Here is a 12953-nt window from a genome sequence, read left to right on the forward strand (position 1 = left end):
CAGAATTTAAAAGCAGTACGCCAAGAATATCCAGAGGGATGACGGCATTTAGTTTGTGTGTGCGCCCCTTATCTCTGTGTTTACGGGGCTAAGGTTGGGGCTTTCTGTTTAAATCGAAAAATCCTCACTCACTCCGCTTAGTGCCTGCATGGCTAAGTGGGCGCTGAGAAATACTTCCCCATCCAACGTGCTCAGCATTTCACTGCGGTGCAAATGATCCATGACAGGCCCTTTTACTTCAGCCAGGTGGATTTTGATTTGCCGCACCCGCAGGTTTTCTTGCAGCAGGCTGATCGCCTGCATGGCGCTGTAATCAATACTATTGACCGCAGATAGAATAAGCAGCAGATGTTTCGCGGCGGGTGCCTGGGCAAGAATTTGGATGAGTTCGGCCTGTATTTTTGCGCTATTACCAAAATAGAGACTTTCATCAATTCGGATGGCGACAACACTAGGGCAGGTTTGGGTGGTAAAACGGTTGATATTTCTAAAATGCTCTGTGCCTGCAATCCGGCCGACGATGGCGATATGGGGCTGGCTGCTGCGATATAAAAACAGAATGAGCGATACCCCTGTTCCGGCCACAATGCCCTGCATGGCGCCTAAAAGTAAAACAGCGATGGCTGTGCTGATAAAAGCAGCACCGTCACGCCAGTCATAACGCCAGCTGCGAATCAGAAAATCAAAATCAATCAGGCGAATGGCCACTAGGATAATGGTGGCGGCTAACAGTGCTTGCGGCAGGAGCGCTAAGTAATCGCTGAGCCAGTGTGCTGCCAGTGCAATCCATGCTGCGGTCATCACACCCGCTAAGGGGGTTTGTGCGCCAGAAGCTGCATTGACGGCCGTGCGGGAAAACCCGCCACTCACAGGAAACCCACCGCTTGCTGCAGCTGCAATATTGGCGGCACCCAAGCCAATTAACTCCTGATTGCTGTCAATGTTTCGCCTGGCTTTGAGCGCCAGGCTTTGAGCAATCGTGATGCTTTGCAAAAAGCCAGCTAAGCCAATGGTGATGGCAGGTAGCCAGAGCCGGGCGAGCTGATTCGGATGAAGGTCAGGCCAAGTAAATGCGGGCAGCTGGCCTGGGAATGGGCCAATTAAGCGCGTTTGGATGTTTAAGCCATGTACCGTGGCGGTGATCAGTAGTATCAGAAGTAGTGGGCTGAGTTTGGCGATTAGCGGGGCATGTGGCACTTTTTTATTCAGTAGCAGTGCATTGAGAGGCTGCCCCAGTAGCCAGAGTAAAGCAAGGCAAGTCAGACCAAAAAGAAGGTGATGGGGCTGATGCATGATGACGTGCTGTAGCGTGTGCTCCTGCGCGCCAAGCAGTGGGGTGGTTTGCCCGAAGATGATCAGAATGGCGGCGCCGCTGGTAAAGCCGTTAATCACAGGGTGCGAAAGAAGTTGCGTCATAAAGCCTAGCCTCAGCAAGCCAAGGGCGGCTAAAAACAGGCCTGAGAGCAGGGCCAAGCTGGCGGCCAGTGCGCTGTATTCTACTGAACCCAGTGCGGCCAGTGGGGCTAAGGCGCTGGCGGTCATTACGGCGCTGATGGCCATGGGGCCAACAGATTGCACCATGCTGCTGGCAAAAAATGCATAAACCACTAGCGGTAAAATACTGGCATAAATTCCGGCTTGCGGCGGAAGACCCGCCAGCAAGGCGTAAGCAAGGCTTTGGGGAATAAGAAGCACGGCAACAATCAGGCTGGCGCTTAAATCTCCGGCAAACGTTTTTTTCTGGTACTGGGGCAGCCATTGCACAATCGGGAAAAATTTTGCCAGAGATCGGACGGCCTTCATGACTTTTTGGGTAACAGATTAAAAATAAACATGCCGATAAGCATGGATATCACAAAGATAAACGCCTTAACTTCGCCCATGGCCAGCGCAACAAGGCCAGGTCCCGGGCAAATACCAGCCAGCCCCCAGCCTATGCCAAAAAGAATGCTGCCTGCAATCAACGGGCGATCAATGATCTTACTTGCAGGCAGAGACATTTTTTCATGGGTCAGTAAGGTTTGCTTACGGGCTTTGGCCCAGATGAAAAAGGGCGTTGCAGTCGCAATGGCGCCAGCCATGACTAGCGCTAGGCTTGGATCCCAGTGGCCGGCCAAATCAAGAAAGCCAATGACTTTAGCTGGGTTAACCATGCCAGAAACAATCAGTCCAAGGCTGAACAGTAGCCCAGAAAATAAAGCAATGATCTTTAACATTTGATCTCTCAAAGCAGGTGATGAGATAGAAATACGGTGATAAACCCTGCGCCCATAAAGCTGGCAACGGCAGCGAGCGACCGGACAGAGAATCGCGATAAGCCGCAAACGCCGTGGCCACTGGTACAGCCATTGCCATAGCGGGTGCCGATACCCACTAATAATCCGGCTAAGATAATAACAGGGGTGCTTGCGCTGATTTGAATCTCGGCTGGTGTTTTAAAGGCAAGCCAAAGTAGGGGAGTCAGCAATATGCCAACTAAGAAAAACACACGCCAGGCCATGTCGGCAGAGGCGCTGAGTAAACCGCCCAGAATGCCGCTAATGCCTGCGATTTTTCCTGCTAAGAGGGCCAGTAAGCCGCTGGCTAGGCCCAGCAATGCGCCACCAAATAAGGCGCTCCATGGTGTGAAATGAATCCAGTCAATTTGCATCCGGTGTCTCCTTGATGTCGATTGGGCAGTAAAGGGCGTAGAGCACTTCCAGCATTTGCTGTACTTCGGCACTGGCAAGGCTGTAATAAATTCGTTTGCCATCCCGGCGAGTATTGACCAAGCCCTCTTTGCGTAAAACAGTAAGCTGCTGCGATAGCGTAGGCTGGCGAATATCAAGCAGGGTTTCAAAATCAGAAACGCATTTTTCGCTGTCAACCATCTGGCAAAGCAGTAGCAGGCGGTCTTCATTGGCCATTACTTTTAAAACACGGGTTGCGCTATTCGCGGCTTGGCGCATGGCAAGAATTTGTTGTGGGGTCATGGTGTGTTCACTGATGGTTCATGTTTTGACACATTATAGTTTTATATATAATATTTGCAAACATAATTATTGTGGAGCAAGAAAATGCAACAACCTCAAGTTGAAGCTTTTTACGACCCGAATACCTCAACCATTAGTTATATCGTGTTTGATCAGCAGGGAGGTCGCGCGGCTCTGATCGATACGGTGCTGGATTACGATGCCAAATCTGGGCGCTCATCCTGTATAAGCGCAGATAAATTGATTGAGTTTGTAAGGGCGAACGATTTAAAAGTAGATTGGATTCTTGAGACGCATGCTCACGCAGATCATCTGTCAGCGGCCGCCTACTTAAAAGACAAGCTTGGCGGGAAAATTGCGATTGGCCAGCACATTAATCAGGTGCAAGGGATTTTTAAACCGGTCTTTGGTATGGAAGCAGATTTTGCCGTGGATGGCAGTCAGTTTGATGTGTTGTTTGCGGCTGGGGATGTGTTTCAGATTGGCACATTAAATGCGGAAGTTTTATTTGTGCCTGGCCATACACCTGCGGACATTGCTTTTTTGATGGGTGATGCTTTGTTTGTGGGCGATACCCTGTTTATGCCGGATGTAGGCTCTGCACGCTGTGATTTTCCAGGGGGCGATGCTGCGGTACTTTATGATTCTATTCAGCAGCTGCTGGCGCTGCCAGACACAACCCGTGTGTTTGTCTGTCATGATTATGTACCCGCAGGGCGATCTGCCGTGGCTTGGCAAAGCAGTGTTGCCGAGCAGCGTGAGTGCAATATTCATGTGCACCAGGGGATCGGCAAGGCTGAGTTTATTGCGATGCGGCAGGCAAGAGACAAAACGCTCGATATGCCACAATTGATTTTACCTTCGATTCAAATCAATATTCGGGCAGGTCACTTTCCTCCTGCTGAGGCAGATGGACAGCGCTACATAAAAATACCGCTGAATGTTTTGTAATTTCACTTTAAATAAACGAGATAGCGCCCAATGGCCGGAACCAGTCTTTTAGTATTGCTTGATGATATTGCTGCTGTTTTAGATGATGTCGCGCTGATGACTAAAGTCGCGGCTAAAAAAACAGCAGGCGTTTTAGGGGATGATTTGGCGCTGAATGCCGAGCAAGTCTCTGGTGTGCGGGCCGAGCGTGAGCTGCCTGTGGTTTGGGCGGTGGCAAAAGGCTCGCTGATTAATAAACTTATTCTGGTGCCGGCTGCGCTGGCAATCAGCGCGGTTGTGCCGGGGCTGATTACGCCTCTGCTCATGCTGGGCGGGGCCTATCTTTGTTTTGAAGGCTTTGAAAAACTGGCTCATTCTTTTTTGCACCATGCAAAGGCGGCTGAGGTTTCGCATCCTGCAACGGATGATGGGGTGGTTGTTGATTTGCTTGCTTATGAAAAAGACAAGATAAAGGGGGCTATTCGCACTGATTTTGTACTTTCGGCAGAAATTATCGTGATTTCATTAGGAACCGTTGCCACTGCACCATTTTTATCACAACTCACTGTACTGGCTTTAATTGCGCTGGTGATGACCGTGGGCGTTTATGGCCTAGTAGCAGGGATTGTTAGGCTGGACGATATTGGCTTGGCGCTTTGTAAAAAGCAGGGGCAGGGTGGGCTGGTCTATTTGCAGCGCAAGCTGGGTACGGCTTGTTTGTTGGGCGCGCCTTACTTGATGAGAACGCTGACCATCGTAGGAACAATAGCGATGTTTATGGTGGGTGGCGGGATTTTGACCCATGGCTTTACGCCCGCTCATGATTTGATTCATCACTGGGCAGAAATGGGTGCCCAGGTGCCGGGGGTGGATTGGTTGTTGTCTGCAATATTGCCCTCTGTTTTGAATGCAATGGCAGGTGTGCTGGCGGGGGCTATATTGCTTGGATTATTTATGCTGATCTCTGTGATTTTCAAGAAAAGGATTTGATTATATAGAGTATTTAATTGCTTGATTGCCTGTGTTGTATAAGCATTTTCTAAAAATGAAATGGGCTATGAGTAATTAAATGCAATATTTTTTTCATTTGCAGGCCGGAGCTTCTGTCTTATATTGTCTTTGTGCAGTTGTGTAACACAATGCGGGCTGCGGCTTGCTGATTCGCTTTCTGAAGCAAATGGATTGTTTGATTTTTTGCGGGTTGAGTATCATCTGGCCGGTATTTTTAATTGTTTACGTTTTTATGTCATTATTTCAATGAGAACGCACCGAAGTATTGAATTACCGTACAAGATGATTGGGTGATCTGAGCGGGGCTCTTAAATAAAGTACATTGTTTATGGTGCCGGTGGCTTGAAATTTATTTATAACATATTGATTGCAATGATTTAATTTTTTCTGGGTTGGTGTAGGCCCTCTGGATTGCAATCAGTCATTAAATCAGCCGCCATTCATTTAAATATCATTGTTGCCGGACGTTTGTGCGGCATTGAGCACAGTTGTCAGGGTTTTAATGCAAATAGTGCGGCCGTGCTTGGGTAAAAAGTACGGTGAAAATGAGCTACGATGGGGCTTGAAGGGGGTACTGTGTCTCTTAAGTCTGGTATCCTTACTCTTTTGCTTCAGGCTTTATCTCATTTTTTGTGAAGGCATATGTTTTTTGTGCTGCTTGGGCATTGGATGAATAGGGTTGTAAGCGATTTAAGTCAAAAAACAAGCATCCGGATCTCTGTTTTCTTCTCCTAGGGGTTGAGACGGAATGGTGCCGGTGGTGTTTGTGAAAGCAGCGTGTTGTGGCCGGGGGTGTTTTTTCTGGCTGCATACCTAATTAACACTGAATAATAGGCCAGAGCGATAAGCGTTTGGTTTGCCTATTTTTGCTATGTGATTATTAGCTTGCATATATAAAAATGGAATAACCGATGATTGATCGATCTGCCAAGAGACCATAAGAATGACCGATTTGCAACTAGGATCGCTGATTGTGGGTGGCGTGATTGTCGCCACTGTCTATGCCTTCAATTGGTGGCAGGAATATCGCTATCGTAAGCAGGCTTCAAAAGCATTTGCGCGCAATGAAAGCGATGCACTGCTTGATGTGCCTAAAAACATGGTCCGAAGCGGTGAAGCTGCACGCATGGAGCCCTCGCTGGAGCGTGCCGAGCCAGTGGTTGATCGCTTTGAGCCACAATTTGCTGAGCCAGCGTTTGAAGAAGACGATTTACCCGTGCAGCCAGCCCCACCCCCTGCCGCATATGCAGAGCCCAAGGTTGCTCCGCCAGCCCCAGCCCCAGCCCCTGCACCGGCCCCTGCACCGGCCCCTGTAACCATTTTGCCGGAAGTCTCTGTTCAGACTGCCGCGCCAGTGGGGGATGATCATGACGCGCTGACCAGCAGTTTGCTTGATCCTGCGCTGGATTTTGTAGCAGAAATTCATGCAATCGAGCCCATTGCTGCACTTGAGCTGCCCGTGTTCAGGGGCTCTAAGCGTGTGCAGGTCATGGGGCTCTTGCAGGATCGCCGCTGGGAAGCCTGTGTGCCTGGGTCGCGTTCACGATATAAAGAATTAAAGGTTGGCTTGCAGCTGGCAGATCGTCAGGGCGCGTTAAGCTCAGAGCAGCTCAATGCGTTTTGTATGTCAGTGCAACAATTTGCAGATGAACACGAGGCTGTCGTTACTTTTCCTCAGCGCTCGGCAAAGTTAAGTGCTGCAACGAATCTGGATGAGTTTTGTGCTGGGGTCGATGTGCTGATTGGCTTGAATGTGATGGCAGGCAGCCGGCCATTTCCCATGGAGCGAGTGCGATTACTGGCAGAAAACGCGGGTCTGGTCCGCAGTCCTGAAGGCGCATTTCATTATCGTAGTGATTCAGGTAAAACATTATTTACTTTATCTAATCACGATCATTCCCCGTTGGGGAATACATCAAGCGGCCTGACACTGCTGTTTGATGTGCCAAGGGTGGCTGGTGGTGTTTCAGTGTTTGATTACTTTGCCGAATTTGCCCAGCATCTGTCTGTGGCGCTCTCTGGTGAGCTGGTTGACGATAATGGTAAGCCTTTAACTGAGGCAAGCCTGGATAATATTCGCAAACAGCTGGGCGTTTTGTACGCAAAAATGGACGACAGAGGTATAGCGCCAGGCTCGGTGGCGGCTTTGCGTTTGTTTGCCTGATTGTTGTTTGCTGTGTGAGTGATTAGTTTTACTACGATGCCGCTGCTTGTCAGCGGCATTGCTACTTTTAGCCATAAACAGGCAGGTTGTGCTGCATTTTTCGACTAGAGTGCCGATATGTGTATATCGCTGTTGCGCTGTCGGAGGGTGTATGAAACACGCTCAAATAAGCTGTGCGATTGCCTGTGTAGTCCTGACATCCTGTGCTGCCCTTCTGCCCGATTCAGAGCAAATTAGCCGTACTCCCTGGCCCGATTATCAAACGGCAGAGCTGGCTTTTAAAAGTATGACGCTTGAAACCACCAGCCTGCAGCAATTGCATGATATGGGACTGGATCCGCTGAAAACACCCAATATTGTTGTGCTCAGCTATGCCGATTTAATGCGCCGTTTGGCATTGAGTGGCGCAGGTGAGCCGCGACTGCTCGCGCCGCAAATACAGGCGTGTATTGCCGCGCAAACATCGTGCTTTGCTTATGAAATTGAGCAAAAAAGCATGACGAAAAAGCGCTATGGCAATTTTTGGGCGGATTTTTTAAATTTTGAACGCAAAACAATGATTTCCGGCTGGCATTTTGATGTGATCTACATTATTCAAAATGAGCGCCTTGTTTATAAACTATGGAGCGGCACGCCCAGTATTGAGCAGTTCGAACAAGAAAATACCCCGCTGGGACCGTTTCAAGGAATGGGGATTTCGATTTTTACTCAATAATTGTGGTGATTTTCTTCTGGTCCTATTTATACAGAGGCGCAGATTGCTTGCGCCTCTGTAATTAGCAATATAATGCTGCCATGCGCCCTGAAAAAATGAACTCAAGTTTCAGTTTACTCATTCAAGCTTAATCCCGCCTTAATCTGAAAATCTGCACATAACCACGAAAAAAATGATGACATTGCCAGAACAGGCGCAATCTCTGCGCAAACAACTTCACCAATATGCCCATGAATACTATGTGCTTGATGCGCCCACGGTGCCCGATGCGGAGTACGACCGCCTGTTTCGTGAGCTGCAGGCGCTGGAAATCGCTCACCCCGAATTAGCGACGCCCGATTCACCTACGCTGAGGGTGGGGGGCAAGCCTTTGCCCCAGTTTGATTCAGTGACCCACACCATTGCCATGTTGTCGATACGCACCGAAACCGATGTGACCCCTGCGGGTGCACTGGCTTTTGATGCCAGCGTACGTAAAGAGCTGGATTTGCCCCCAAGTGCCGCTGCGATTGAATATGCAGCAGAGCTGAAATTTGATGGTCTCGCCATTAGTTTGCGTTATGAAAACGGTGTGCTGGTGCAAGCTGCTACGCGGGGTGATGGCGCGACGGGTGAGGATGTCACGCAAAATATTCGTACTATTTTGCAGATCCCACTGCGTTTACAAGGTGAAATTTTGCCTGCGCAGCTGGAGGTGAGGGGCGAGGTGTATATGCGCCGCGACGATTTTGATCGCCTGAACGAGCGCCAATTGGCTGCTGGCGATAAAACCTTTGTCAATCCAAGAAACACCGCTGCTGGAGCTGTGCGTCAGCTCGATCCTGCAATCGCCGCTGCGAGACCCTTATCTTTCTTTGCCTATGGCTTGGGTGTGGTTGAAGGCTGGCCGCAACCGGCTACACATTCGGCCGTGCTGGATGCGCTGGCAGTCTTGGGTTTTCCGGTTTGTGCTGAGCGGGCGGTATTGCAAGGTGGTGCGGGGCTGGCCGAATTTCATGCCCATGTGGCGGACATCCGAGACAACTTGCCTTTTGATATCGACGGCGTGGTTTACAAAGTCAACAATATGGCGCTGCAAAAAGAGCTGGGTTTCAGAACCCGTGAGCCACGCTGGGCCGTAGCGCATAAATTTCCCGCTCAAGAAGCCTTAACCATTGTGGAAGCGATTGATGTGCAAGTAGGGCGCACCGGTGCAATCACGCCCGTGGCGCGTTTGCAGCCCGTGTTTGTTGGTGGCGTTACCGTAACCAATGCCACGCTGCATAATGAAGATGAAGCAAGGCGCAAAGATGTGCGGGTGGGTGATACCGTTGCTGTGCGCCGCGCCGGAGATGTGATCCCGGAAGTGGTGAGTGTGGTGCTGGAGCGCCGCCCTATGAAAGACGTGCTGGGCACAGACTTATTCTCGCCCGCGCAAGAGCCGTTTTACCCTGTGTTTTCACTGCCCAAAGCTTGCCCGGTCTGTGGCTCGCATGTGGTGCGTGAAGAGGGTGAGGCGATTGCTCGCTGCTCGGGCGGCTTAAGCTGCTCTGCGCAACGTAAAGAAGCAATTCGCCACTTTGCTGGCCGCCGTATGATGGATATCGAAGGTCTTGGTGAGCGTTATGTAGAGAGCTTGGTTGATTTGGGCTATGTAAAGTCATTGGCTGATCTATATGCCTTAACGCTGGTCGATTTTCAGAATATGAAAGCCGCCGCAGATGAAGCTGCAGGCGTGAGTGCGGAAAGCATTGCTCAGGGCCGCCTTGCGACCAAATGGGCGGAAAATTTGTTAGAAGGCATTGCGGCAAGTAAAACGCCGCTGCTGGCTCGTTTTCTGTTTGCGCTGGGTATTCGCCATGTGGGTGAGTCAACCGCCAAAACACTGGCTGATTGGCTGGGTAGTCTGGCCCTTATTCGCCATGCCCCTGCGCCGCTGCTGCGATCTTTGCCAGATATTGGTGACACCGTCGCTGTGGCGATTAGTGAATTTTTTGCTGAGCCTAAAAATCAGCTCGCGCTTGATGCTTTGCTTGCTGCGGGGGTTAGCCCAAAAGATGAGCACGCCCCAAGTGGCTTGCTGCACGAAAAACTACAGCCAGCCACACTTTATGCGCATCTGGCCGTACCTAAATTATCGACTGTGCGCAGTGGCCAATTGGCTGAGCGAGTCCCCAGCTTAACTGCCTTGGCTGAGGCCGATTGGCTGACACTTACCTTTTTACCCAGTGATGTGGCCAAAGCCTTGCTGACTTGGCTGGATGAAGAGGGGCGGCGTGCAGCATTACAACGCTTGGCCCTTTGGTGCGCCGATTTGGAAAAGCAGTTGCCGAGTGTTGTTGAATCAGTTGCTGGGGTATTTAAAGATAAAACACTGGTGTTAACCGGGACATTGCCTACTTTATCGCGCGATGCGGCGAAGGATCTGATTGAAGCCGCTGGGGGGAAGGTATCTGGTAGTGTTTCAAAAAAAACCCACTTTGTGGTGGCGGGTAGCGATGCAGGCAGTAAGTTGGCAAAGGCGCAAGATTTAGGGGTGTCTGTTTTGGATGAGGCGGCATTGCTGCGAATGCTGGAAGCTCAGGCTTAGAGCTTGTTTATAATATTAAACATTAGTGAAAGGCATCTTTTTGATTGACGTGAATGTTTATTTATATAAACATTGCGGCATGCAAAAGTCTGAAGCAATCAAACTCTTTGGTACCCAAACCCGCCTCGCTGATGCGCTAGGGCTTGGGCGCTCTGCCGTATCCCAGTGGCCGGATCCGCTTCTGCAGCGCCAGGCCGATCAGGTGCTGGGGGCCGCGCTTAGATTAGGCTTACTCTCTACTTCATATCAGGATTCTCAAATGCAAAAAGTACGCAAGGCCGTATTCCCCGTCGCGGGCATGGGCACCCGTTTTCTGCCTGCTACCAAAGCCAGCCCGAAAGAAATGATGCCGGTGGTGGATAAGCCGCTGATTCAGTATGCGGTGGAAGAAGCGCTGGCGGCAGGCATTACAGAAATGATTTTTATTACTGGCCGTAATAAGCGCAGCATCGAAGATCACTTTGATAAAGCCTACGAATTAGAAGCCGAGCTGGAAGCAAAAAATAAGCAAGCACTGCTGGAAATCCTGCGTGGCATTATTCCCAAGTCAGTGAGCTGCATCTACATTCGCCAGCCAGAAGCACTGGGTTTAGGACACGCCGTACTTTGCGCCAAACCTGTAGTAGGGGATGAGCCGTTTGCAGTGATTTTGGCTGACGACTTAATCGACGGTGGCGCAACCAGTGAAATGAAACGGATGGTTGATGTGTTCAGCGATACCCACTGCTCTATCTTGGGCGTGGAGCAAGTGCCGCAGCAAGATACCGGCTCTTACGGTATTGTTGAAGTACAAGATGGCAATAACCGCTTAAAAATCACCAATATCGTTGAAAAACCAAAGCCAGAAGAAGCACCGTCTAATCTGGCTGTGGTGGGCCGCTATATCTTAACGCCACGTATTTTTCATCATTTGCAGCATGTGCAGCCGGGTAAGGGGGGTGAAATCCAGCTGACTGATGGCATCTTTGCTTTGATGCAAGAACAGCACATTCTTGCTCATAAGATTGTAGGCACCCGCTATGATTGCGGCTCCAAGCTGGGCTATTTAAAAGCGACCATGGCTTATGGCATGAAGCACAGTGAAGTGGGTGAGGAGTTTTCGGCTTACCTGAAAAGTCTTAATGCCTAATTTCTATATTTCGTAAAGCTTGCAAAAATGGCGGCACTACTGGTGCCGCCATTTTTTTTGCTCTATGATGCTTAAAAGTCATTTAAAGAATTAAATCTAAAATAACTCTTTTGCCTCTGAAGGGTTTTATGAGTATCCCTGAAAAAAAAATTGTAATCGTTCAGTCAAATTATATTCCGTGGAAAGGGTATTTTGATTTAATTCGTCAGGCCGATGTTTTTGTTTTGTATGATGATATGCAATATACCCGGCGTGATTGGCGCAACCGTAATCTGATTAAAACCGCTCAGGGTTTACAGTGGTTAACCATCCCCGTTAAGGTGAAAGGCAAATACGAGCAGCGAATTGATGAAACAGAAGTCAGTGAACATAGCTGGGCTGAATCTCACTGGAAATCAATTAATAACAACTATCGTCGCGCGCCATTTTTTACTGAATATGCATCTGGAATTCAATCCCTTTACGAAGAAGCATCGCATCTGCTGATGCTTTCAGAGATAAATTATTTATTTTTAACCAAAATTTGCCAGTGGCTGAGTATTGATACGCCCATTATGTGGTCTGGTCAGTTTCCTAAAGTTGCAGGCAGAACAGAAAATCTGGTTCATTTATGTCAGTCATTTCAGGCCACTGATTATATCTCTGGGCCATCTGCTTCAAATTATATTGATATTGATCAATTTGAAAAGGCAAATATTCGTTTGCAATATATGACATATGCTCATTACCCTGAGTATCCTCAGTTATATGGTGATTTTGTGCATGGCGTGAGTATTTTAGATTTGTTGTTTAATTGCGGAGAGGGTGCGGCGCAATTTTTAATACAAAGTGAGCCAGCATGAGCGAAGAAATAAAAACCAGGGTGGCGCAATATTACAGCCAGCGTGCCCAAACTTTTGGCGCTACACCGGCAGGTGTGGATTGGAATGGCGAGGCATCCCAACGATTGCGCTTTAAGCAACTTTTGCAGATCACAGGCAATCAGCCATATAGCCTGAATGATATGGGGTGTGGCTACGGTGCCTTGCTTGAGTACCTGCGTGCGGAAGGGGCAGAGCTTGATTATCTTGGGTATGATCTCTCCACAGAAATGATTTCTAATGCTAAAGCAAAATTTGCCGATAAGACGGGTGTAGCGTTTCTTTGTGCTGATCAGGCGGGGCGGCAGGCTGATTATGCCGTGGCAAGTGGCCTGCTGAGCGTAAAGCAGGATGTTGCCGTGCAGGATTGGGAAGTGTTTGTATTTAATATGATTAATCAGCTTCATCAGGAAAGTCGCCTTGGGTTTTCATTTAATTGCCTGACTCTTTATTCAGATCAGGAAAAAATGAAACCTCATTTATATTATGGCGATCCATGCCGTTTTTTTGATTACTGCAAAAGAAATTTTTCCAGAAATGTGGCTTTACTGCATGATTATGATCTTTATGAATTTACCATTCTGGTCAGGAAAGGGGGCTAGC

General features: G+C 49.0%; 12 protein-coding genes. 8 read left to right on the plus strand and 4 right to left on the minus strand.

The annotated features are described in order from the left end of the window. Positions 1–108: 108 nt before the first annotated feature. Genes DYD62_RS08140 through DYD62_RS08155 form a run of 4 tightly spaced genes read right to left on the minus strand, consistent with a single transcriptional unit; the run spans position 109 to position 2972 of the window. Positions 109–1803 (minus strand): SulP family inorganic anion transporter, encoded by a 1695-nt coding sequence (locus DYD62_RS08140; protein WP_115226865.1) that lies wholly within the window; start codon positions 1801–1803, stop codon positions 109–111. After that, complete coding sequence (locus DYD62_RS08145) at positions 1800–2216, minus strand: DUF6691 family protein (RefSeq protein WP_115226866.1); 417 nt, start codon at positions 2214–2216, stop codon at positions 1800–1802. The genes DYD62_RS08140 and DYD62_RS08145 overlap by 4 nt, the downstream gene beginning before the upstream one ends. A gap of 8 nt (positions 2217–2224) precedes the next feature. Further along, the gene (locus DYD62_RS08150) at positions 2225–2650 is read right to left on the minus strand and encodes a YeeE/YedE family protein (protein WP_115226867.1); all 426 of its coding nucleotides are present in this window, start codon (positions 2648–2650) and stop codon (positions 2225–2227) included. Then, on the minus strand, positions 2640–2972 hold the full coding sequence (locus DYD62_RS08155; protein WP_115226868.1) for an ArsR/SmtB family transcription factor: 333 nt from the start codon (positions 2970–2972) through the stop codon (positions 2640–2642). Before DYD62_RS08155 ends, DYD62_RS08150 begins: the two co-directional genes overlap by 11 nt. A gap of 84 nt (positions 2973–3056) precedes the next feature. Between DYD62_RS08155 and DYD62_RS08160 the strand changes: the two genes are divergently transcribed. The 8 genes from DYD62_RS08160 to DYD62_RS08195 all read left to right on the plus strand — a co-directional run bounded on the left by DYD62_RS08160 (position 3057) and on the right by DYD62_RS08195 (position 12952). Continuing rightward, entirely contained in the window at positions 3057–3923 is an 867-nt protein-coding gene (locus tag DYD62_RS08160; RefSeq protein WP_115226869.1) for an MBL fold metallo-hydrolase, read from the plus strand. Between the two features lie 30 nt (positions 3924–3953). Further along, the gene (locus DYD62_RS08165) at positions 3954–4892 is read left to right on the plus strand and encodes a DUF808 domain-containing protein (protein WP_115226870.1); all 939 of its coding nucleotides are present in this window, start codon (positions 3954–3956) and stop codon (positions 4890–4892) included. 964 nt (positions 4893–5856) lie between these two features. Then, positions 5857–7077, plus strand: a complete 1221-nt coding sequence (locus DYD62_RS08170; RefSeq protein WP_115226871.1) for a cell division protein ZipA C-terminal FtsZ-binding domain-containing protein — start codon at positions 5857–5859, stop codon at positions 7075–7077. Between the two features lie 151 nt (positions 7078–7228). Next, on the plus strand, positions 7229–7792 hold the full coding sequence (locus DYD62_RS08175) for a hypothetical protein (protein WP_115226872.1): 564 nt from the start codon (positions 7229–7231) through the stop codon (positions 7790–7792). Between the two features lie 172 nt (positions 7793–7964). After that, positions 7965–10361 (plus strand): NAD-dependent DNA ligase LigA, encoded by a 2397-nt coding sequence (gene ligA, locus DYD62_RS08180; RefSeq protein WP_115226873.1) that lies wholly within the window; start codon positions 7965–7967, stop codon positions 10359–10361. 259 nt (positions 10362–10620) lie between these two features. After that, a complete protein-coding gene (galU, locus tag DYD62_RS08185; RefSeq protein WP_115228242.1) occupies positions 10621–11490 on the plus strand; it encodes a UTP--glucose-1-phosphate uridylyltransferase GalU in 870 nt (289 codons plus the stop codon). A gap of 128 nt (positions 11491–11618) precedes the next feature. After that, positions 11619–12332, plus strand: a complete 714-nt coding sequence (locus DYD62_RS08190) for a WbqC family protein (protein ID WP_115226874.1) — start codon at positions 11619–11621, stop codon at positions 12330–12332. After that, a complete protein-coding gene (locus DYD62_RS08195; RefSeq protein WP_115226875.1) occupies positions 12329–12952 on the plus strand; it encodes a class I SAM-dependent methyltransferase in 624 nt (207 codons plus the stop codon). Before DYD62_RS08190 ends, DYD62_RS08195 begins: the two co-directional genes overlap by 4 nt. Position 12953 lies beyond the last annotated feature (1 nt).

The sequence above is a fragment of the Iodobacter fluviatilis genome, assembly GCF_900451195.1.
GTDB classification, from domain to species: domain Bacteria; phylum Pseudomonadota; class Gammaproteobacteria; order Burkholderiales; family Chitinibacteraceae; genus Iodobacter; species Iodobacter fluviatilis.

Bases quoted from the DNA above. Each gene is read 5' to 3' on its own strand.
- DYD62_RS08190 (WP_115226874.1), top strand. From the start codon at position 11,619: ATGAGTATCCCTGAAAAAAAAATTGTAATCGTTCAGTCAAATTATATT.
- DYD62_RS08175 (WP_115226872.1), top strand. From the start codon at position 7,229: ATGAAACACGCTCAAATAAGCTGTGCGATTGCCTGTGTAGTCCTGACA.
- DYD62_RS08150 (WP_115226867.1), bottom strand. From the start codon at position 2,650: ATGCAAATTGACTGGATTCATTTCACACCATGGAGCGCCTTATTTGGT.
- DYD62_RS08145 (WP_115226866.1), bottom strand. From the start codon at position 2,216: ATGTTAAAGATCATTGCTTTATTTTCTGGGCTACTGTTCAGCCTTGGA.
- DYD62_RS08140 (WP_115226865.1), bottom strand. From the start codon at position 1,803: ATGAAGGCCGTCCGATCTCTGGCAAAATTTTTCCCGATTGTGCAATGG.
- DYD62_RS08165 (WP_115226870.1), top strand. From the start codon at position 3,954: ATGGCCGGAACCAGTCTTTTAGTATTGCTTGATGATATTGCTGCTGTT.
- DYD62_RS08155 (WP_115226868.1), bottom strand. From the start codon at position 2,972: ATGACCCCACAACAAATTCTTGCCATGCGCCAAGCCGCGAATAGCGCA.
- ligA (WP_115226873.1), top strand. From the start codon at position 7,965: ATGATGACATTGCCAGAACAGGCGCAATCTCTGCGCAAACAACTTCAC.
- DYD62_RS08160 (WP_115226869.1), top strand. From the start codon at position 3,057: ATGCAACAACCTCAAGTTGAAGCTTTTTACGACCCGAATACCTCAACC.
- DYD62_RS08195 (WP_115226875.1), top strand. From the start codon at position 12,329: ATGAGCGAAGAAATAAAAACCAGGGTGGCGCAATATTACAGCCAGCGT.
- galU (WP_115228242.1), top strand. From the start codon at position 10,621: ATGCAAAAAGTACGCAAGGCCGTATTCCCCGTCGCGGGCATGGGCACC.
- DYD62_RS08170 (WP_115226871.1), top strand. From the start codon at position 5,857: ATGACCGATTTGCAACTAGGATCGCTGATTGTGGGTGGCGTGATTGTC.